This is a genomic window from uncultured Pseudoxanthomonas sp., from assembly GCF_947498795.1.
In the GTDB taxonomy this organism is placed as follows: Bacteria; Pseudomonadota; Gammaproteobacteria; order Xanthomonadales; family Xanthomonadaceae; genus Pseudoxanthomonas_A.
In genome coordinates this window covers 1-17,746 of record NZ_CANMLQ010000009.1, presented here as the reverse complement: position 1 = coordinate 17,746, position 17,746 = coordinate 1, and the positions used below count along the sequence as shown (strand labels likewise).

The following is a 17,746-nucleotide window of genomic DNA, read 5'->3' as shown; positions in this document are numbered from 1 at the left end:
ATGGTGCTCGAGCCAGGATGCAATGGCGGGTTGCTTCGTCGGAGATGCGACATGCCGGACACCGGCGCGTCTTTGTATCCCATCGCGGCCGTCGCGTGCGAAACGCCCTGAGTACGCACGCGCGCCGCGCAGGAGGGAACACGGCGCATCCTGGCGCGCCTGTGCGTGACATTCTGTCGCAGGCTATACTTGCGTTCAGCCAAGCGCCGCGGTGGTACGTGGCGCGCGCAACCTGAGAGTTTCACGAGAATGATGCGACTGCTGCCGCTCGCTGCTTGCCTTGCCTTGGCCGCCCTTCCGCTGGCCGCCCTGACCGCCCAACAGGAAACGCCGGTCACTCCGCCGGTCGCCGAAGCCGCCGCGCCGGTCGCTGCGCCCAAGCCGCTGGTCGGCAACGCCGACACCGGCCGCACCCTGACCTACACCTGTCAGGGCTGCCACGGCATCGTCGGCTACAAGAACGCATACCCGAGCTTCAAGGTGCCGAAGATCGGTGGCCAGTCGGCGGAGTACCTGGCCAATGCGCTGACCGAATACCGTACCGGCAACCGCAAGCACCCCACGATGCAGGCCCAGGCGCAGAGCTTCTCCGACCAGGACATCGCCGACATCGCCGCTTTCCTTTCCACCGTCAAGTAATCCCACCATGCCCAACGCCAAGCACGCCCAGCGTCTAGCCATCGTCCTGTTCGCGGCCCTCACCCTGGTGGCTTGCTCGAAGGAAAGCACCGAGGCTTCGGCCGAAAACCCGGGCCACGCCAGTGGCGAACACGGTTCCAGTTCGTCGGCAGGCCTGCCGAAGGGGCATATCGCCAAGGGCGAGGAACTGGCCAAGGCCAAGGGCAAGGCCACCGGGCAGAGCTGCATCGACTGCCACGGCGCGGACGGCAATGCGCCGATCGACGACACCTATCCCAAGCTGGGCGGCCAGTACGGCGACTACCTGGCGCATGCGCTGCAGGCGTACCGGGGCGGCGATCGCCAGCACGCCCTGATGTCGCCCCAGGCCGCCAACCTGAGCGACCAGGACATCTCCGACCTGGCGGCCTACTTCGGTTCGCGCCCCTCGCAGCTGCGCGATCTGCACCGCGTCCACGAGTAAGTCTTTCCCGCATCGGGTACGCGAGAACGGCGCCCTTGGGCTCCGTTTTCGTTTGTGGGGACGGCAGGTGTCCTCGGGGGCAAAGTCGCGCGCGACGACCCTTCCAAATGCTTCATCGCAACTGACCTCGCTTCCTGGGGCGACGCGCGCGTCGACCTAATCAGCTGTCCGTCGGGATCGGCGTGCGCTTGACCGGGATCTCCGGTGGCGGGCGGGCCTTGGGCGGCTCGGGGAACAGGCTGCCGAGGCCACAGCCTCCGCCCAGTTGCAGGACGGAAATCGAACACTTGAGCTTCATGTTGGTGCCCGGGATGGGAATGTCGACTTCGCGGACATTCCGCCGCACCCATTCGGCCAGCAGCGACTCGCTCGGCACCCAGTATTTGTCGAAGCTGGTCGGCTCGTAGTCGTACGGCGGCCGCTGCAGCCACGTACCCGCCTCCGCCAGCCGTTCGCGGGTCCACTGATCGTTGCCGCCGCCGGGAGCGCCCCGCTCCGCCGCCGCGTCGCCCGCATTGCCGGGCACGCGCAGACTGCCATCGGCGTTGTAGAGACCCGCGTTGCCGCGTCCATCCGCGACGCTGTCGCCGGCGACCTCGCGCCGCGCGTTGCCCCAGTCGTCGGCGCGCGCGGGAGTGTCCCAGCCACCGGCACGGGGGGTCGGCATGGGTCCGCGCGCACCCGACGCCGGGGCCGTCGTGCCCCGGGGCGCGGTAGATGCGTTGGCGTTGGCGTTGGCGTTGGCGCTGGCGGCCGGCGCCGGTGCTGCCCGGGGAGAGGGCTCATTGATCTCCGCCTGGCGCACGCTGGGCTCACGTGTCGCGAGGGCACGCGGTGCAATATCGCGTGTCGGTACCGGCACGTTCCGCACCGCTGGAGCAGGCACCGCCATTTCGCGTTCGCGGACTTCCGCTTCCCGCGTGGCGACAGCCGGCACGTCGACAGCTCGCATCGGTATCTTGCGGCGCACGACGGGCGCGGTGACGGGCACGGGAATGTCGCGCGTGGGCACGCCGATTTCCCGCATCGCCGGCGGTCGGATCTCCGGCTGCCGGGGCGTGGGCGGCAGCAAGACGAACGCGCGCGTGGGTTCGGCCACCTCGGTCACCTGCAGCGGCTGTTCCGCAATCTCCGGCAACGGCACCTCGCGCAGCGGTAAGGGCGGCATGTCCACCGCAACCTCCGGTGCATCAGCGTCCGAAGGCGGCGGCGTTTCGGTCGGCTGCGGAGGAGTCGAGGTCAGTGACGGCGCAGCGGCGGGCGACGCCGTCGCCGCTGCGCTCTGCTCACTGGCGGTCTCGCCCGCCTCCACGGCACCGCCCACGTCATCCGGGCTGCCGTCGCCGACCATCTCCAGCCTCACGCGACTGCTGTCGCCGGCATCGGGCCGCGGTGGCGGAATCTGCACCAGCGCCACCCACAGCAGGAACAGGAAGAACATCAGGTGCAGCAGGCTGCTGCTGAAACCCGCGAGCCAGCGCATCCAGCGCTCTTCGCGCGGCGGCGGACCCCAGCCCTGATAGAACAGCGACCGTAACGCAGTCAGCCGGCTGGGCAGGAACGGTGGCGCGGTCCGGGCGCGCGGCGCACGCAGCGCGACGGCATCGACGATGCCATCGGCCTTCTCGCGGGTGATGCGGCCCAGTCGCTCCGGCAAGGCACGCAACCACAGGCCCCAGCCAAACGGCAGGCCGGTCTGGCGCTCGACGATGGTGGCCGCCTTGCGCGGCAGCAGGTGTGCGATGACGTCGGTGGCGTTCGTCACCGGCGCAGGACCCCGTCAGGCCGCGTTGCCGCGCGGGATGTAGGGCGCGTCGCCCGTTTCATGGTCGGTGGCATCGCGCACGGCGGTGACGCCGGGTACGCGTGCCATCAACGTCTTCTCGATGCCTTGCTTGAGCGTGACGTCCGCCATGCCACAGCCGTGGCAGCCGCCACCGAACCGCAGCCACACCACGCCATCGCCGCCGACTTCTTCGACCGCCACACGGCCCTTGTGCGACGCCAGTTGCGGATTGATCTCGTTGTCGACGACCCAGCGCACGCGCTCGACCAGCGACGCCGCATCGCCGGGCGCTTCGCCCTTGATGCGCGGCGCCTTGATGGTCAGCTGGGTGCTGGCGCCTTTCAGCACGTAGTCGATGTCGGCGCCGTCGAGCCAATGCACGCTGGCGGCATCGACATACAAGGTGAACCCGTCGCAATCCACGGCCCATTCATCGCCTGCCAGGTCGCTCGGCTCGGCGAACTCCAGCCGCGCATCGGCCTGCGCCGTGCCCGGATGCACGGCACTCAGCCTGACGCCCAGGCCAGGCAAGGCTTCGCGTTCGATCAACTTGCGGAAGTGCGCCTGTGCGCTGTCGGAAATCTGGATCATGGCGCTATTCTAGCCCCCTGCCCGAGGGGCATTCACATCCACAGGCCGGTCGTCGTGGTTCATTCAGACTGGTCCCAGCAGGAGCCGCGCCATGTCCGATCTCATCCCCCTGGCCCGCGCGCACTGCGTGCCGCTGCGTGGCAGCGAGCATCGCCTGCCGCCTGCCCGCATCGCCGAGCTGCTGCCGCAGATCCCTGGATGGGAGCTGGTCGAGGACGGCCACGCACTGCTGCGGACGTTCGCCTTCGCGGATTACTACGAGACGATGGCGTTCGTGAACGCCCTCGCCTTCGTTGCGCATGCCGAAGACCACCACCCCGATCTCGGCGTGCACTACAACCGCGCCGTCGTGCGCTACTCGACGCACGACGTCGGCGGCCTGAGCGAGAACGACTTCATCTGCGCCGCCAAGGCCGGCGCCCTGCTGGGAGAATCCTGATGCGACTTCGCCTCGTCCCGCCCGCCTTCTCCATGCTCGCGGGCATCCTCGTGCTGTCGGCCTGCGCCAAGCAGCAGGAAGAATCCGCCGCGCCCCTGGTCGCGCCTACCGAACTGGCCGCCATCGACACGCCGCCCCCCGTCTACCCCGTCGATGCCGAGTGCGATGGTGCCGGTGGCACCACCGTGCTGCGGGTGACGGTCGAACAGGACGGCGTGCCGGCACGTGTCGCGCAGGTGCAGGGCAGCGGCAACGCCTCGCTCGACAAGGCGGCGCTCGACGCGGTGCAGACCTGGAAATTCCGCGCCGCCACGCGCAACGGCAAACCGGTCAGCCACACCATCAACGTCCCGGTGACGTTCCCGCCGGTGCTGGAGAAGCCGACCCGGTGCTTCGCGCAGGGCGCGGGCTGAATCAGCCCAGTCGTTCCAGCGCGTCCGCGAGATCCTCCGACAGCGGCGCGCTGAGCACGTACGGCGTCCTGCCGCCGTCCAGGGCGAACTGCAGCGACGCCGCGTGCAGGAACAGGCGTTTCAAGCCCACCTGCTCCCGCAGCCGCCTGTTCACGGCCGGATCGCCGTACTTGTCGTCGCCGGCCACGGGATGGCCGATGTGCTGCGCATGCACGCGGATCTGGTGGGTGCGGCCGGTATCGATGCGGACCTCGCAGTACGAATGCCCGCCACGACGCTCCAGCACACGGAAGTGGCTCAGCGACGCCTTGCCATCGCGATGCACCTGTACATGGCGCTCGCCACCCTGGCGCAGGCCGATGTGCAGCGGGGCGTCCACGCTCATCACCCCGTCGGGCATGCGGCCGACCAGCAGCGTCAGGTAGCGCTTCTCGATCCCGCGCGCTCCGTCCTCGCTGTCCTCGCGCAGCAGCGCCTGCAGTTCGGACAGCGCGGAGCGCTTCTTGGCCATCACCAGCAGGCCGGAGGTGTCGCGGTCCAGCCGGTGCACCAGTTCCAGCGTCTGGTTCGGCCGCAGGGCGCGCATCGTCTCGATGGCGCCGTGGCTGATCCCGCTGCCGCCATGGCTGGCCACGCCGGTCGGCTTGTTGATCACCAGCAGGCGCTCGTCCTCGAACACGATGGCGGCCTCCATCCGCTTCAGGAAGCCTGAGGGAGGCGCGACCTTCTCTCCCACTTCCGTGAGACTGACGGGCGGAATGCGGACCTCGTCCCCGCCCTCCAGCTTCCGCTCCGCCTTGGCCCGCCCCCCGTTCACCCGCACTTGGCCGCTCCGCACCAGCTTGTAGACCAAGCTGCGCGGGGCACCCTTCAGTTGCCCCAGCAGGAAGTTGTCCAGCCGCTGGCCGCCCCGGTCCGCCGGCACCGTGACCGTCCGCACCGTGCTCTTGGCGGCGGCGGCAGGCTTGGCGGTGGGGGGGCTGGGGTTGGAGCCATTCATTCTGTTACACTCGGAGGGCGAGATAAGGGTTTGATTTCGCAGGGAGTTGCAGTTGGGCCAGAAGCCCGTCTCCCCGCGATTCCGGCAAGTGCGCGGCCACCGCCCCAGGGGCGGCCATGTTAGCGGCTGATCGGCAGGCCCGGATACCGCCGGGTGCGTGACGGCACCTGATGCTGAACATGTCCCGCGTGGCGCCACCTCTTGGGGGAAGCTGCCGCCGGCCCCGCAACACCTATTAGAAAGAAAAGCGCTCCCGCGGCCTGCCGTGGTGTCGTAGCGCTGGAAACCCGATCCGCCCCGCTGCGCCTGCGCAAGGGGCGGTGCAACGTTCCAGAGGCGAAACCCCATGGCGTTCCGCGCGGTAGCAGCGCGCGAGGAACGCACAATGAAACGCATGTTGATCAATGCCACGCAGGCCGAAGAGCTGCGCGTGGCCATCGTCGACGGTCAGACCCTGTACGACATCGATATCGAACAGCCGTCGAAGGAACAGAAGAAGTCCAACATCTACAAGGGCCGCATCACCCGGCTCGAGCCCTCCCTGGAAGCCGCCTTCGTCGATTACGGCGCTGACCGCCATGGCTTCCTGCCGCTGAAGGAAATCTCCCGCGACTACTTCCAGGCCGGTGTCGACCACAACAAGGCCGGCATCCGCGAGCTGCTGAAGGAAGGCCAGGAAGTCGTCGTCCAGGTGGACAAGGACGAGCGCGGCAACAAGGGCGCCGCCCTGACCACGTTCATCTCCCTTGCCGGCCGCTACATGGTGCTGATGCCGAACTCGCCCACCGCCGGTGGCGTGTCGCGCCGCATCGAGGGCGACGACCGCGCCGAGCTGAAGAAGGCGATGGACGCGCTGGCCATTCCCGACGACATGGGCGTGATCATCCGCACCGCCGGCGTCGGCCGCGACGCCGAAGAGCTGCAGTGGGACCTGGACTACCTGCTCAGCGTGTGGAAGGCGATCGCCGAAGCCGCGCTGACCAAGCCGGCTCCGTTCCTGATCTACCAGGAAAGCCGCCTGATCGTGCGCGCCCTGCGCGACTACCTGCGCAGCGACGTGGGCGAGATCCTGGTCGACACCGACGAGCTGTACGAGACCGCGCGCGAGTTCATGCAGCAGGTCATGCCGCACAACCTGCGCAAGCTGAAGCCGTACAAGGACGACATCCCGCTGTTCAACCGCTTCCAGATCGAATCGCAGATCGAAGGCGCGTATGAGCGCAACGTCCGCCTGCCCTCCGGCGGCTCCATCGTGGTCGACCAGACCGAGGCGCTGACCGCCATCGACGTCAACTCGGCGCGCGCCACCAAGGGCGGCGACATCGAGGAAACCGCGTTCCACACCAACATGGAGGCGGCCGAGGAAGTGGCCCGCCAGCTGCGCCTGCGCGACCTGGGCGGTCTTGTGGTGATCGACTTCATCGACATGTCCAGCAACAAGCACCAGCGCGAAGTCGAGAACAAGCTGCAGAACGCGCTGAAGTACGACCGCGCCCGCGTGCAGATCGGCCGCATCTCGCGCTTCGGCCTGCTCGAGATGAGCCGCCAGCGCCTGCGTCCGTCGCTGGGCGAATCCAGCCAGATCGTCTGCCCGCGCTGCGAAGGCCATGGCCGCATGCGCAGCGTCGAATCGCTGTCGCTGTCGATCATCCGCGTGGCCGAAGAGCATGCGATGAAGGACAACACGGGGCAGGTGCTGATCCAGGCCCCGCTCGAGATCGCCAACTTCCTGCTCAACGAGAAGCGCAGCGCGCTGCGCGAGATCGAGCAGCGCCACGATGCGCCCGTCATCATCGTGGCCGACGAGGCGCTGCACACGCCGCACTACGAAGTCACCCGCATCCGCGAGAACGAACTGGGCGAAGAAAGCAGCAAGCCCAGCTACCACCGCGGCACCCAGCGCAAGCTGCCCGTGCATGCCCTGACCAAGGCGCAGCTCAATATCCCGGCTGCGCCCGCCGTCACCCACGTCAAGCACACGCAGCCGGCCCCGGTGCGTGAAGAGCGTGAGGCGCCGGCACCGGTGGCGCCCGCTCCTGCTCCGGTCGCGGCACCCGTCGCCGTGGCCGCACCCGCATCGGGCGGCGTGGTCGGCTTCTTCAAGCGCCTGTTCGGTGGCGGCGAAGCCGCGGCACCGGCCCCGCAGGCGCGTCCGCAGCAGGACAGCCGCCCGCGCAACGACCGCAATGGCAATGCCCGTCGCGAGAACCGCGACAACCGGGGCCAGCAGAACCAGGGCCGTGGCGGCAAGCAGGACAACAACCGCCGCGACGAGCGCGGCAAGGGCGACAAGGTGCAGGGCGGCAACGCCCAGCAGCAGAAGCCGCGCAACGAGCAACAGGGCCAGAAGCAGCAGAAGCCGCAAGGCGGCCAGCCGCAGAACGGCCAGGGCCCTGCACAGCAGCCGAAGGCACCCCGGCAGCCCCAGGGCCAGCAGGGAGGCAACAAGCCGCAGGGGCAGGAAAGCCAGCGCCCGCAGGCCCCGCGCACGCCGCAGCAGGATGCGCAGAAGCCGACCGGCACGACCCCTGTCGAGACGGTGACCGCCGCCGCGGCCGTGGCCGCCACGCCGGATATCGCGCGCTTCACCCCCCCGGCCGACGCGCCCGTGGCGACCCCGCTGCCCGACGCACCGGCAACCGAACTCGAGGCGAAGCAGATCGCTGCCATCGACGGCGATGCGGTCCCGTCCGCCGACGCCGGCGACACGGGCGAAGGTGGCCGTCGCCGCCGCGGCCGTCGTGGTGGCCGCCGCCGCCGTCGCGGCAACGGCGAAACCGGTGCCATCGGCGAAGAAGGCGTGTCGGTCGATGAGCTCGGTAGCGATGACGACACCCCGGTCGCGGACCGCTCGCAGCCGGAGTTCGATTTCGACGACGAAGAGCCGGCCGTCGCCGCACCGCGTGCACCGAAACCGAATGCGCCCGCACCCGTCGCCGCTGCCGCACCGGTCGTGGCGACTGCGGCCACTGCATCCGACGCCCAAGCGGACGTCGCCCCCGCTCCCGCGAGCGTGCCTGCACCGGTCGTGCCCGAGGCGGTCGCAGCCGTCGAGGTCATCGACGCAGTGAAGGCAGAAGCCGCGCGCATCCAGCCCGAGGTGAACGCCACCGTGCAGCATGAGACCCCGGCCGCGGTCGCCATCGTCGAGACGGTGAAGGCCGAGATCGGCGCGGAACCGGCCTCCGCGGTCATCGAGGCGGTCGCGACGGTTGCGCCGGTCGCCGCCGTCGAGACGGCGGACACGCAGGTGGAGACCCCGGCGATCGCCGCCGTGCGTAGCGAGCCCGTGCAGATCGATCTGGTCGATGCCGTGAACGAGGCCACCGTCGCCGATACCGAAGCAACGGTGGTGCCCGCAGCACCGACGACGCCCCCGGTCGTGCCGAAGCCCATCAGCGCGCCGGCCACCGGCTCGCTGTTCTTCGTCGCCGATGCAGACACGCCGCCGTCGGTCACGCGCAGCCTGTTCGAACCGGTGGTCACACCGGCCAAGCCTGCCGACGGGATCGCGGCGGCCGACGGTCAGGACGATGACGGCACGGAAGAGCGCAGCGCCTGACGCGCCGCGTTTCCTGGCGTGAACACACACTGGCCGCGCAAGCGGCCAGTGTCGTTTCAGGGCGCCGGACACCAGCGGGTGGCAGTCACGCAATGATGCGACTACAGTCATTCCATGTTCCCAGTGCATGGATGCCTGTCATGAAGCGACCCTCCCTGCCCGCAGGCGCGGCGCGTGTCATGATCACCGTCGCGGCGGCCACCCTCCTGTCCACGCAGCCGCTCACGGCGGACGCCCAGCAGCGCAGCGTCGGGGGATGGACCGAGGGGCCCTATCAGATGAAGGGCACGGGCGGCGCGCAGTCGCTCCTGTTCGAGTGGACCTTCCTCGATGTGTACTGCATCGACATGCCCCCCATCCGACCGGCCCGGGATGTCGTGCACGGCACGTTGGGCGGCGGCGCGATCTCGTTCTACCGCCTGCGTTACGAGAACGATATGAGCGCCTACGTGGTCACCTCCACCTTGCCGAGAGACCGCAGTGCCGCCGACGAGTACCGCGGGCTGCTGCAGCGCGAATACAACAACTCGCGCGCCGTCACTGCGGTCGCGTCGGCCGACCGCTACCGCGTGGATACCGGCACATCCTCGTTCGGGCCCACGGTGCGGCTGCGGCTGCTGAATATCGGCGACGATGACCCGGACGCACCCTTCCCGGTTGCACGTCCCCTGTTGAACGCACCCGACGAACCGCTCCATTCGCTCTCCGTGCACCGCCTGTTCGTGCACGGCGGCAGCCGTTACGAGATCGCGGTGCTGGGTGTGCCCGCCGAAGGCGAAGCGCGCGCCGCGCTGGAGACACGCGCCACGGAGCTTGCCGACGCCATGGTGGACTCGCTGCAGACCTGCACCGCGGCGATGGAAGAAAGAACAGAGGCGCAGCCTGCGCGCTAGCGCCCATCCTCACGCACGCCTGGCATTCCATGCGTGCGCCGGAATGACGGCGTCGTGGTCGAACCGGTTAGTCCACCGCCGACCTGCGGACGCCAAGCCCCGTTGCTGCCTGCGTGGCGTATCGCGGCTCGAACAGGTCATGGAGTCCCTCCTGCGCGGGAGTGACCTCCGAGGACGATCCAATGCACGCCCGCTCCGTCCACGCGTTGCCGGTCGCTCAGAGCGACCGTGTCGGGTCCATCAGGCCCCACTGGGCGGCCAAGCGCGCCAGGGCGATGTTGTCCTGCACGCCGGTCTTCTCGAACAGGCGCGTCTTGTGCGTGTTGACCGTCTTCGCGCTGAGGTTGAGCCGGCGCGCGATCTCTTCCTGGCGCATGCCCTGCGTGAGCAGCATGGCGACTTCCAGTTCGCGCGGCGAGAGCGCATCGAATGGCGACGCGTCGCCGCCCACGGTGTGCAGCGCCAGGTTCTGCGCCACGTTGCTGCCCAGGTAGCGCTTGCCGCGGGCGACATCGCGCACGGCGCGGATCAGCTCGGTGGCGTCGCCGGCCTTGCCCAGGTAGCCGGATGCACCGGCTTCCAGCAGGCGCTTCGGCAGCGGGCCGTCTTCGAGCACCGACACGATGATGACCCGCACGCCGATATCGGCGCGCACGATGCGCTCGGTCACCTCCAGTCCGCTGTAGCCCGGCAGGTGCAGGTCGCACAGCACCACGTCTGGCTTCAGCTGGCGAACCAGCGGCAGGGCGGCCTCGCCGGTTTCCGCCTCGCCCACCACCTCGATGTCGGTCTCCGTACCGAGGATCAGGCGCATGCCGGTGCGCACCAGCGCGTGGTCGTCGATCAGGAAAACACGGATGGTCATGGAGACGGATGCCTTGGGGGATACGGGTGGAGCGTAGGGGTGGCGTCCATCGCCGCGCAATTAACATTGTATCGACGCACGCCGGCGGCGGGCGCCCCGGCCGGTCGAGACCGCCGCGGGCCTGCGGCATACTCGCGCTTTCCACCGGAATTCCGCCATGACCTCTCTGCGCCGCTGCGCCCGCCACGCCCTCCTGTTGTCCCTCCTCACCAGCGTGCCCGCTTGGGCCGACGACGTCTCCGATCGCTGGCTGCAGCAAGTCGAAGCGGTCAGTGCGCGCAGCGACACTGCCGCACGCGGCGATGCCATCGGCCAGCGCCTGACGGCGCTCGGCATCGAATGGAAGCGTGAGGCGTTCGAGCAGGACGGACAGTCCGGGCAGAACCTGGTCGCCGACCTGGGCGGCCCCGGCAAGGCGCCGCTGCTGCTGATCGGCGCACACTACGACAAGGTCGACGTCGGCCACGGAGCCACGGACAACGCGTCCGGCGTCGCGGCCGTGCTGGAGCTGGCGCAGGCATTGAAAGCGAAGCCCCTGGCACACCACCGCGTGCGGGTCGTGTTCTGGGACCTGGAGGAGAAGGGCCTGCTCGGCTCGCGCGCGTGGGTCGCTACGCCGGGACGCGAGAAACCGGCGCTCTACGTCAACTTCGACGTATTCGGCTGGGGCGACACGCTGTGGATGATGCAGCCCGCCAGCGACAGTGGCGACAGCCTGCTGGTCGCCGCCCTGCGGGCATCCAGCAAGCACGAGAAACTCGGCTTCCAGCCCGGCGACAAGTACCCGCCCACCGACCACCTCGCCTTCCTCAAGGCGGGTTGGCCGGCGGTGTCGTTCTCGCTGGTCGGTGGCGATGAGATTGACCCGATCCTGGCGGTCTTCGGCGGCGGCAAGCCGGCGCAGATGCCGAAGGTGATGCAGGTGATCCACAGCGCCCGCGATACGGCCGCAGAACTGGACAGCGGTCGCGTGGACGATGCCCTGCGCGTCGTGGAACACGGGCTACGCGCCTGGGATGCCGCTCCCGCACACTGAGCCTGCACCGCGCCGGACACACAAACGGGCCCTTTCGGGCCCGTTTGCATTGGGGGGCGAGAACACGCCTGGCTCTCCGGGCGGCGACGGTGTCGGACTCGCGGTCCACCGCCAGGCGCAGCTAAGGAACAGGGGGTGTCCGGTGCGCTGCGTTCGGTTCTCTCGTGGTGCCCTGGGTGTCAGCCTTGCGGCTCGGTAGCAGGGGGTCGCGGGAGGCAGAAGGGGTGGATCCGCCGGCCCGACCACTGCGCGCTGTTTTACGGACGCGGATGCGAAGACCGCGTGCATGGCGTTCAGCCTGACTGCACAGTTTTCTCACGCCATTTCCACATGACTTAATCGCGTGGAACCAGATTGCCCGCGTATGCGTCCGCATCACGCGTCGCGCCGTACGTTGCACCACAGGCAACGCATTCCGCATCCCCATGATGACGTTCGATCTCTTCCACGCTCCCGCCGACGATGGCTCGTACGAGCTGTCGATCAACGAATCCCCTCCCCTGCACTTCAGCAGCCCGGGCGCGGCCTTGGGTTATGCCGTCAAGCTGGCCAACCAGCGCCACCAGCAGGGGCTGGAGTACGCCATCAATATCGAAGGCGGCGACGGTCGCTGGCGCCTGTTCGAGGGCTGGCGTCTCTGCGCCTGATCCACGGGCACGCGACGGTTATTGCTGTCCGCAAGCGGTGAGTCCTGAAGTGACGCGCGTGGCACTCTGTGCGCCCGTTTCTTCCGACGACCTGCCATGACGCATCTTTCCGCGGTCTCGCGCTTCCGAAATCTGCATTCCAAGGGTCTGCTGCGCCTCGCCAATGCCTGGGACGCGGGAACGGCCCGTCTGATCGAACACCTGGGCGCACCTGCCGTCGCCACCACCAGTGCGGGACTTGCGTGGGCACAAGGCTATCCCGACGGTGACTCACTGGACAAGGACGCGTTGCTGCACGCCGTCGCCGGCATCGCGCGCGCCATCCATGTGCCGCTGACCGTTGACATGGAAGGCGGCTACTCCGACGATCCCGCCGCCGTAGCGGATACCGTGGTCCAAGCCGTGCAAGCGGCCGCGGCAGGCATCAATCTGGAAGACGGCGCACGCGACCCCGCGCTGCTCGCCACGAAGATCCGTGCCATCCGCGCGGCGTGCGTGCGCCATGGGCTGGATGTCTTCATCAACGCGCGCACCGACGTATATCTTCGCGGCCTGGTGGTAGAAGGCGCACGCCTCGAGGAAACCGTGGCGCGCCGATCTGTATCGCGATGCTGGCGCCGACGGCCTGTTCGCGCCGGGGCTGGTCGATGCGGACGCGATCCGCACGCTGGTCGCGCGCTGCGGCCTGCCGCTCAACCTGATGGTGCGCCCGCAGCTGCAGGACCTGGCCGCGCTGCAGGCGTGGGGCGTACGACGCATCAGCACGGGTTCGGCGCTGGCCGAATCGATGTACGGTCGCCTGGCGGCGCAGGTCAGCGCGTTCCTGCACGAGGATGCGACGTCACTGCCCGATCCGCAGGCGATGGGCTACGGTGCGGTCAACGGGTTGTTCGCTGCATCCGATCACGGATGAGGGTAGGAATTTCCCTACAGCACGGCGGGGCTACACCCGACTGCGAAGGTGAGCGCCATCCACGACCATGGACGCGTCCCCGGCAGCACGCCCTGCGCAGGCCACGAATGGCCGCTCTGCAACGGAAACGGGCGCTGCCTTGAGCAAGCAGCACTGCCGGAGCCGGGGACTCCCCCTTTCAGACCCGACCGACCTGGTCGGGTTTTCTTTTGGCCGCGGCGCTCAGCGCGCCCACAGCTCCGGTACCTGGGCCAGGCCGAACAACACGAGCGCCGTGGCCGCGATCAGCAGCCACGCCATGCTCCTCACGACCATCATCCGCATCGCGGCGTCCCCCCTCCGTCTGTGAGGCGACTATCGCGGCCCACGGGGGACGCGTCAAACGTAAATGCGTTACGCGGCGATCGCAGTGTGCGCTCCGGCCGTGGGCGTGTCGTCCACGCCACGCGCAGCGGCGAGGAACTCGCGCCCCCAGCGCGACAGGTCGTAGTGCCGCACGATGTCGAACAGCCGACGCTGACGGTCCTCGCGCTCGCCCGGCGTCATCCCCAGTGCCTGCCGCAGCGTGCGCGCCAGGTCGGCCGGGTCGTGCGGATTGGTCAGCACCGCACCCTTCAGCTCCGCGGCCGCGCCGGCGAACTCGGACAGCACCAGCACGCCATCGCCACCGTCCAGTCCCTGCACGGCGACGAACTCCTTCGCCACCAGGTTCAGGCCATCGCGCAACGGCGTGATCCACATGACGTCGGCGGCCGCGTAGTGCGCCACCACGTCGGCGAAGGGCAGCACGCGGGCGAAGAAGCGCACCGGCGTCCAGTCCAGCTGCGACAGCCGACCGTTGATGCGCCCCACCGCCTGTTCGATCTGCTGCTGCAGCGGGCGATAGATGGTCATCTCCTTCGCGGCGGGCACGCAGACCAGCACCAGCGTCACTTCGCCGCGCAGCTCGGGCGACTCGTCCAGCAGGCGTTCGAAGGCCTGCAGCTTCTGCAGGATCCCCTTGGTGTAGTCCAGCCGTTCGATCGACAGCACCAGCTTGCGCCGGCCGATCTCGTCGCGGATGCGCGCGATGTCGTCCGCCACCTGCTCCGTCTCGAGACAGGCCCGGATGCGCCCCACGTCGGTGCCGATCGGGTGCGCACCGATGCGCACCGTGCGTCCGTCAATACGCAACTCCGTGGCCATGTCCTCCACGCCGACCGCGCAGCCGAAGGTCATGAAGCGCGGCGCGCACGACGCGCGCCGCGTAACCTCGACCGGGAACGTGCTGCGCACCGCGTCGGTGAAGTTCTCGGCATGGCGCGGGATGTGGAAGCCCACGTAGTCGCAGGCCAGCAGGCTGCCGAGGATCTCGCGGCGCCACGGCAGGACCGCGAAGATGTCCGCCGAGGGAAACTGCGTGTGGTGGAAGAAGGCGATCTTCACGTCCGGCCGCAGTTCGCGCAGCACCGACGGCACCATCCACAGGTTGTAGTCGTGCAACCAGACGGTCGCACCCGGCGCGGCCTCGGCGGCGGCAGCCTCGGCGAAGCGGCGGTTGACGCGCTTGAACAGGTCCCAGTCGTCCTCGCTGAAACGCGCGCGCTCCCAGAAGCTGTTGATCACCGGCCAGAACGCCTCCTTCGAGAAGCGGTTGTAGAACACGTCCACCTCATGCTTGGTCAGCGGCACGTGGGTGGCGGTAAGGCCCGGATAGCGTTCGGCGTCCACCGGCGCGCGCGGCTCGATGGGGGGTGCCTTCGGATCGTCCACCGTCCACGCCACCCACGAACCGGGCTGGCCATCGCCGAAGAAACTCAACAGGCTCGGGATGATGCCGTTCGGCGAACTGTGCGGGCGGCGCACGCGCTGTCCATCGACGATGTGTTCCTCGTACGGCAGGCGGTGGTAGACCATCACCAGTTCCGCCTTGCCGGGCGGATGCAGCGTGGGCCGGTAGTCGTCCGCCTCCAGCAGCGCGAAGTGCGCCATCGCCTGCAGGATGCCGCCGCAGCCCGGCGCATCGGCATGCAGCACGTTGTCCATGTCGGCCGTGGCGGCGATCAGCGCCGGCTCGGATTCGCCCACGCACACGCCGGGGAAGCCCTCGCCATACATCGACAGGTCGTTGAGCGTGTCGCCGGCCACCAGCACGCGCGACGGGTCGAGTGCCAGCTCGTCCACCAGCGCGGTCAGCGTGCTGCCCTTGCGCGTGTCGCGCGGCAGGATGTCCAGGTAGCGGTCGGCCGAATACAGTACTTCGCAGCCCAGCGAGGCGGCGACGGTCTCCACGTCGGCCTGGATCGTGGAGAGCTGTTCGGGATGGCAGTAATAGGAGCAGCGCCGCTCCTGCGGCACTTCCTGCCGCACCAGCATGGGAAAGCGGCGCATGGCCTCGGCCACCACATGCTCGCCCGGCCAGCGCGCTTCGATGGCCGACTGCAGCGGCTGGATCGGCTGCATGTCGGCGGTGCGCAGAACGGTCGCGCCGACGTCGCAGATCACGTAGTCCGGCGTGGGCAGTCCGGGATCGGCCAACAGCGGCAGGATCGCTTCACGGCCGCGACCGGTGACCCACGCCAGCTTGACGTCCGGATGCGCGTCGACGAGGTGGTACAGGCGCTTGCGCGCCTCCGCGTCGCCGGCCAGGAAGGTGCCGTCGAGATCGGTGGCGAGAAGGACAGGTTGCGAAGGATGTTTCAACAGGGTCATGAGGTGCACTCCATGGTCGCGAGGGAAGCCGCGCACACGGCACGACGCGGATGCGTCACAGGACGCAGGCGGGGAATCACGCATCGGAGGGGCACCGCTAGGCGGGTGCGGAAAGAAGGTGTGTCGCGTGCGAGGCACGCTGCGCGCAGAAGCGCGGCAGATGCGCGTCCGTCCCCGGACATGGACGCGGACATCGACTGATGCGATGCAGCATTGTAGTCCGCATCGTCATCGCGCAGGTCAACGCGATGTTAAGAACGTTAAATGCATGCGTGAATATGCGTAATTTCCGGCGATTTCCTGCACATTCCACTATCGACGGCAGAGCACCGGCGTCGCGATCGAACGGCGATCCAACAGGGATCCGCGTCGAATGCACGTCGCCGCATCAGTCGATGAAGCCCTTGCCGGCGCCGTACTCCCATCTCCACGGCACGCCGGTGTCGCCCAGCACGAACGACACCAGCCGAGGAAATGCGCGCTCCGCGCGCACATCGTTGCCCAGGATCACGACGCAGCGCTTGCGCTGTTTCACGCACACCCAGGTATTGCCGGTGGAGTCGTTGTGCCCGCCCTTGTAGAAGCCCGCGCCTTGCGGGCCGTCGAACACCACCACCCCCAGGCCCGCAGCGAGATCCTTGCGTCGCTGTGGGGCGGGCAGTTCGTCCTGCAATGAGGGGAATTGCGAGGCCGTGGTGATGGGCAATTGCGGCGACGTCATCGCGGCGAACGTATCCGCACGCAGGCCTTCTCCGTTGATGTAGGCCGCAGCGAAGTCCGCCATGTCCGTGATGGTGGTGTCCATCGACCCGGCCGCGCGCACGCGACCGCGCTCGTCGTGCGGCTCGACCGTGCCGTCTTCCATCCAGCCATCGGCCAGGTTGGCGGCGAAATCGGCACGCCAGATCATGCTGGTGTTCGGCATGCCGAAGCGGTCGAACACGCGCCGCTGCATCTCCGCGCCCAGGTCCAGGCCCAGCCCGCGTTCGATCACGTATTGCAGCAGGATCAACCCTTCACCGGAGTAGGCATAGCGCGTGCCGGGGTCGAAGTGAATGCGCAGCTTGCCGTCGGGTTCGAGGAAGGCAAAGTTGGCGAAGCCGCTGCTGTGGGTCAGCAGGTGGCGTGCGGTGATGCCTTTCCAGCGAGAGTCGCCGGCCAAGTCGGGCCAGGGGCCGTAGGCGTCTTCGGCGGGATAGTCGGTCAGCGGCTGGTCGAAGTACTCGCCGATGGGGCGGTCCAGGTCCAGTCGGCCCTCCTCCACCAGCTGCATCACGGTGTAGGCGAACACTGCCTTGGTCAGCGACGCACCATACATGACGGTGTCCGCTTGCAGGGGATCGCCTTTCGCATTGCGCTTGCCGTAAGCGGCAACGTGGACCACCTTGCCTTCGTCGATGATCGCGATGGCCAGACCGTTGGCCTGCGCGGCCTTCATGGCCGCCGCGACTTCCGCGTCCAGAGCGACACGGGTGGGAATGGCATGGGCAGCCGGACCAGCCGCCGGGGCGGCGAACGGCAGCAGGGCGAGCAGGCAGATTCCGATCAGTGAGCGCATGACCCCTCCTATGTGAGTTGAATCATACGGGCCATGGAGAACCGCTTGAGCGCCAGAGGTCATGGACCGGCCGGGCGCCTCCTCTTGTCCCTCTACTCACACATAGGCGGTCGCGAGAGGCAAAAAGCCTCGCGCCTCTCTCACCAAGGGTCTCGCGAGGGCCTGAAAGGGCATCTCTTCTCTCACTAACGGTCTCGCGAGGACCTGAAAGGCTCTCTCTTCTCTCACTAACGGTCTCGCGAGGACCTGA

Annotated in this window: 16 protein-coding genes; 9 read left to right on the top strand and 7 right to left on the bottom strand. The window is 68.4% G+C overall.

Annotated features, from left to right (window positions below):
• Positions 1-252: 252 nt before the first annotated feature.
• Both Q0907_RS16670 and Q0907_RS16665 read left to right on the top strand, forming a co-directional pair.
• Positions 253-639, top strand: a complete 387-nt coding sequence (locus Q0907_RS16670) for a cytochrome c (RefSeq protein ID WP_299347051.1) — start codon at positions 253-255, stop codon at positions 637-639.
• A 7-nt stretch (positions 640-646) separates the two neighbouring features.
• Positions 647-1,102 (top strand): cytochrome c, encoded by a 456-nt coding sequence (locus tag Q0907_RS16665; protein WP_299346921.1) that lies wholly within the window; start codon positions 647-649, stop codon positions 1,100-1,102.
• Between the two features lie 160 nt (positions 1,103-1,262).
• Here Q0907_RS16665 and Q0907_RS16660 read toward each other — a convergent pair whose 3' ends face one another.
• Complete coding sequence (locus tag Q0907_RS16660) at positions 1,263-2,867, bottom strand: hypothetical protein (protein WP_299346920.1); 1,605 nt, start codon at positions 2,865-2,867, stop codon at positions 1,263-1,265.
• A gap of 15 nt (positions 2,868-2,882) precedes the next feature.
• Complete coding sequence (locus Q0907_RS16655; protein ID WP_299346918.1) at positions 2,883-3,479, bottom strand: NfuA family Fe-S biogenesis protein; 597 nt, start codon at positions 3,477-3,479, stop codon at positions 2,883-2,885.
• A gap of 91 nt (positions 3,480-3,570) precedes the next feature.
• Between Q0907_RS16655 and Q0907_RS16650 the strand changes: the two genes are divergently transcribed.
• Positions 3,571-3,918 carry a 4a-hydroxytetrahydrobiopterin dehydratase gene (locus Q0907_RS16650; protein WP_296282372.1) on the top strand — a complete coding sequence of 116 codons (348 nt, stop codon included), beginning with the start codon at positions 3,571-3,573 and terminating at the stop codon, positions 3,916-3,918.
• Positions 3,918-4,331, top strand: a complete 414-nt coding sequence (locus Q0907_RS16645; RefSeq protein ID WP_299346916.1) for an energy transducer TonB — start codon at positions 3,918-3,920, stop codon at positions 4,329-4,331. Before Q0907_RS16650 ends, Q0907_RS16645 begins: the two co-directional genes overlap by 1 nt.
• A gap of 1 nt (position 4,332) precedes the next feature.
• Here the strand turns inward: Q0907_RS16645 and Q0907_RS16640 are convergent, their stop codons facing one another.
• Positions 4,333-5,331 (bottom strand): RluA family pseudouridine synthase, encoded by a 999-nt coding sequence (locus Q0907_RS16640; protein WP_299346914.1) that lies wholly within the window; start codon positions 5,329-5,331, stop codon positions 4,333-4,335.
• Between the two features lie 385 nt (positions 5,332-5,716).
• Between Q0907_RS16640 and Q0907_RS16635 the strand changes: the two genes are divergently transcribed.
• Together Q0907_RS16635 and Q0907_RS16630 are read left to right on the top strand one after the other, a co-directional pair.
• Complete coding sequence (locus Q0907_RS16635; protein ID WP_299346912.1) at positions 5,717-8,893, top strand: Rne/Rng family ribonuclease; 3,177 nt, start codon at positions 5,717-5,719, stop codon at positions 8,891-8,893.
• A 140-nt stretch (positions 8,894-9,033) separates the two neighbouring features.
• The gene (locus Q0907_RS16630; RefSeq protein WP_299346910.1) at positions 9,034-9,786 is read left to right on the top strand and encodes a hypothetical protein; all 753 of its coding nucleotides are present in this window, start codon (positions 9,034-9,036) and stop codon (positions 9,784-9,786) included.
• A gap of 217 nt (positions 9,787-10,003) precedes the next feature.
• Here Q0907_RS16630 and Q0907_RS16625 read toward each other — a convergent pair whose 3' ends face one another.
• Positions 10,004-10,651, bottom strand: coding sequence for a response regulator (locus Q0907_RS16625; RefSeq protein ID WP_299346909.1), 648 nt, complete (start codon positions 10,649-10,651; stop codon positions 10,004-10,006).
• A gap of 157 nt (positions 10,652-10,808) precedes the next feature.
• Here Q0907_RS16625 and Q0907_RS16620 point away from each other — a divergent pair, with 157 nt between their 5' ends.
• Together Q0907_RS16620 and Q0907_RS16615 are read left to right on the top strand one after the other, a co-directional pair.
• A complete protein-coding gene (locus Q0907_RS16620; protein WP_299346907.1) occupies positions 10,809-11,687 on the top strand; it encodes a M28 family metallopeptidase in 879 nt (292 codons plus the stop codon).
• Positions 11,688-12,115: 428 nt separating this feature from the next.
• Positions 12,116-12,334, top strand: a complete 219-nt coding sequence (locus tag Q0907_RS16615; protein WP_299346905.1) for a hypothetical protein — start codon at positions 12,116-12,118, stop codon at positions 12,332-12,334.
• A gap of 270 nt (positions 12,335-12,604) precedes the next feature.
• Here Q0907_RS16615 and Q0907_RS16610 read toward each other — a convergent pair whose 3' ends face one another.
• Entirely contained in the window at positions 12,605-13,030 is a 426-nt protein-coding gene (locus Q0907_RS16610) for a hypothetical protein (protein WP_299346903.1), read from the bottom strand.
• On the opposite strand from Q0907_RS16610, the gene Q0907_RS16605 reads away from it, so the two are divergent.
• Positions 12,933-13,247: an isocitrate lyase/phosphoenolpyruvate mutase family protein gene (locus tag Q0907_RS16605; RefSeq protein WP_343229826.1), complete on the top strand. Its 315-nt coding sequence runs from the start codon at positions 12,933-12,935 to the stop codon at positions 13,245-13,247. The two genes, Q0907_RS16610 and Q0907_RS16605, sit on opposite strands and share 98 nt — an antisense overlap.
• 393 nt (positions 13,248-13,640) lie before the next feature.
• On the opposite strand, the gene ggpS is transcribed toward Q0907_RS16605, so the two are convergent.
• Together ggpS and Q0907_RS16595 are read right to left on the bottom strand one after the other, a co-directional pair.
• Complete coding sequence (ggpS, locus tag Q0907_RS16600) at positions 13,641-15,938, bottom strand: glucosylglycerol-phosphate synthase (protein WP_299346901.1); 2,298 nt, start codon at positions 15,936-15,938, stop codon at positions 13,641-13,643.
• A gap of 388 nt (positions 15,939-16,326) precedes the next feature.
• Entirely contained in the window at positions 16,327-17,496 is a 1,170-nt protein-coding gene (locus Q0907_RS16595; protein WP_299346899.1) for a serine hydrolase domain-containing protein, read from the bottom strand.
• Between the last annotated feature and the right edge of the window lie 250 nt (positions 17,497-17,746).

Excerpts from the sequence above, each read along its gene's own strand:
- Q0907_RS16670 (WP_299347051.1), top strand. The coding sequence starts at position 253 with ATGCGACTGCTGCCGCTCGCTGCTTGCCTTGCCTTGGCCGCCCTTCCG.
- Q0907_RS16625 (WP_299346909.1), bottom strand. The coding sequence starts at position 10,651 with ATGACCATCCGTGTTTTCCTGATCGACGACCACGCGCTGGTGCGCACC.
- Q0907_RS16620 (WP_299346907.1), top strand. The coding sequence starts at position 10,809 with ATGACCTCTCTGCGCCGCTGCGCCCGCCACGCCCTCCTGTTGTCCCTC.
- Q0907_RS16645 (WP_299346916.1), top strand. The coding sequence starts at position 3,918 with ATGCGACTTCGCCTCGTCCCGCCCGCCTTCTCCATGCTCGCGGGCATC.
- Q0907_RS16595 (WP_299346899.1), bottom strand. The coding sequence starts at position 17,496 with ATGCGCTCACTGATCGGAATCTGCCTGCTCGCCCTGCTGCCGTTCGCC.
- Q0907_RS16635 (WP_299346912.1), top strand. The coding sequence starts at position 5,717 with ATGAAACGCATGTTGATCAATGCCACGCAGGCCGAAGAGCTGCGCGTG.
- Q0907_RS16615 (WP_299346905.1), top strand. The coding sequence starts at position 12,116 with ATGACGTTCGATCTCTTCCACGCTCCCGCCGACGATGGCTCGTACGAG.
- Q0907_RS16650 (WP_296282372.1), top strand. The coding sequence starts at position 3,571 with ATGTCCGATCTCATCCCCCTGGCCCGCGCGCACTGCGTGCCGCTGCGT.
- Q0907_RS16665 (WP_299346921.1), top strand. The coding sequence starts at position 647 with ATGCCCAACGCCAAGCACGCCCAGCGTCTAGCCATCGTCCTGTTCGCG.
- Q0907_RS16640 (WP_299346914.1), bottom strand. The coding sequence starts at position 5,331 with ATGAATGGCTCCAACCCCAGCCCCCCCACCGCCAAGCCTGCCGCCGCC.
- Q0907_RS16655 (WP_299346918.1), bottom strand. The coding sequence starts at position 3,479 with ATGATCCAGATTTCCGACAGCGCACAGGCGCACTTCCGCAAGTTGATC.
- Q0907_RS16630 (WP_299346910.1), top strand. The coding sequence starts at position 9,034 with ATGAAGCGACCCTCCCTGCCCGCAGGCGCGGCGCGTGTCATGATCACC.
- ggpS (WP_299346901.1), bottom strand. The coding sequence starts at position 15,938 with ATGACCCTGTTGAAACATCCTTCGCAACCTGTCCTTCTCGCCACCGAT.